We start from the raw sequence: 521 nt of genomic DNA on the forward strand, positions 1-521 counted from the left end.
CCATTTTCTGGTTCAAGTTGTTTAAAACCAGCAGGAGATTGGCTGTAAAGCTGCTTCCAAAGTTCTGGACCAAAAGCGACTGCTGTTTTAATTTGTGCGTCTGAATGTTGAGTAATGAGACGGTCACGTGTTTCGAATAAAGCTTCGAGTTGTTCTTTTAATTCAGCAATTGTTAAATCTTTTAAACGAAGAACAATAAAACGGGCATGATCTGATGGTAATGGCAAAATGACAGATTGAGCAGTCATTAGAAGATCTCTCCTCAATTATAATTTAGTATGAGCTTCAATTATTGTGCCTGATGCGAAGAGCTGTTAGTAGTCTATTTATTGATTTTATTGTTTGAATTATCGCCACGATAGTTTTATAAAACGGTATAATTTCACTTTTATTGTCTATTTTCGCTATGTCTTTGCAAGTTTGGTTTGCTTATATGTTGGCCTGTTGGGTCATTAGTATTTCTCCGGGAGCAGGGGCAATTGCTTCTATGTCGAGCGGCTTAAATTATGGCTTTAGACATG

General features: G+C 36.9%; 1 protein-coding gene. It reads right to left on the reverse strand.

Translation table 11 applies throughout. The features are described 5' to 3' along the window. Positions 1 to 248, reverse strand: a 248-nt coding sequence (locus ABD296_RS50305; RefSeq protein WP_344285854.1) for a hypothetical protein, incomplete at its 3' end; no start/stop codon positions are given. Between the last annotated feature and the right edge of the window lie 273 nt (positions 249 to 521).

The sequence above is a fragment of the Actinomadura napierensis genome (assembly GCF_039529375.1).
Lineage (GTDB): Bacteria > Actinomycetota > Actinomycetes > Streptosporangiales > Streptosporangiaceae > Spirillospora > Spirillospora napierensis.